The 1,338-nt window shown below is 66.9% G+C and carries 1 protein-coding gene; it reads right to left on the minus strand.

The annotated features are described in order from the left end of the window. A partial coding sequence (locus ACFYX0_RS47880; protein ID WP_388982171.1) for an RHS repeat-associated core domain-containing protein occupies nucleotides 1-1,338 on the minus strand: 1,338 nt, incomplete at both ends.

The raw sequence follows: 1,338 nt of genomic DNA on the forward strand, positions 1-1,338 counted from the left end.
TCAGGGCTTTCGCAGCCCATCAAGCCGGTGGGGTCACTGCCGGTGATGGGGTTGTCGGCGGCGTAGGTGTAGCCGCCGAGTTGCTGGGGGCTGGTGGTTTCGAGGAGCGGGTCGGCGCTGATGAAGCGGCCCAGGGTGGGGTCGTACTTGCGGGCTCCGACGTCGGTGTAGCCGGTGGAGGTGTCCTGGGGTTTGCCGAGGTAGGAGTGGGTGGGGTCGGGCCAGGTTGTGGAGTTGCCGCTGGTGCGTGGCTGGCCGTAGGGGGTGTATTGCTGGCGGGCGACTTGCTGGGTGGTGGTGTCCATTGCCAGGGTCGCGGTGCCGTGGGGGTCGTTGAAGAGGTACTTCACTCCGCCGTTGGCGAGGCTGGAGCGGACGGCGATGGGTGCGCCGGTGCCTCCGTGGGTGTAGGTGCGGACGGCGCCGAGGAGGACGTTGGGGGTGACGCTGGTGTTGGCGACGATCTCGGTGTCGCCGGCGAAGAGGGTGGTCTGGCCAGGGTCGCGGCGGATGAGCTGGTTGCCGTCCGCGTCGTACAGGTATTTGGTGGTCGTGGGGCTGGAACCCGTGGTGTCTACCTGGGCCAGGTGGCCCTCGTCGTCCCAGGTCAGGTTCTGGCCGGGGCCGGTGGTGGGGGTGCGGGTGTGCAGGTTGCCGTCTTCGTCGTAGGTGAAGCTGGTCGGGTTGGTGCCTCCGGTGGTGGCGGTCAGGGTGTGGGGTTGGGCGCCAGTGGAGTTGCAGTTGGTGGTGCACCCGTTGGCGTAGGTGGTGGTGGCAGTGGTGCCTGAGGTGCCGATGGCGTGGTCGATGCTCTGGTGGCGGTTGCCGATGGCGTCGTAGTTGAAGGACTGCCAGTAGGAGCCGGGCGTTGTGGTGAGGGTGCTGGCCGTGGGTGGGTTGGCGGCGCAGTTGTCGTTGGCGGTCCAGGCGTCGGTGAGCCGGTCCAGGGTGTCGTAGTTGTAGCACTGCTGGTCGGTGACGGTGTTGCCGGTTTCCGACTGCTGGTCGGTGGTGCGGGTCAGGTTTCCGGAGGCGTCGTAGAGGTACTTCGTGTCGTCGACGGTCGGGCCGGGGGCCTGGGTCCGGCTGACGAGGCGGTCGGTCAGCCGGAGGGTTTGGTCGTCGTAGCTGTAGGTGACCTTGGCCGGGTTGGTCGAGGCTCCCTGGGTGACCAGGGACGGCGCACCATAATCCGTATAGACCGTCGCGGCGACGTAGATTTCGGCGCTGCTTTTGGTTATGGACGGGTTGCCCAGCGCATCGTGCTCATAGCTGAGGTTCTCGGCTATCAGCCCTCGTGTACTCGGATCGCCCTGCGTCTGCAGCAGCTGATCCCGG

It is taken from the genome of Streptomyces sp. NPDC002573 (assembly GCF_042889625.1).
Taxonomy (GTDB): Bacteria; Actinomycetota; Actinomycetes; order Streptomycetales; family Streptomycetaceae; genus Streptomyces; species Streptomyces gibsoniae.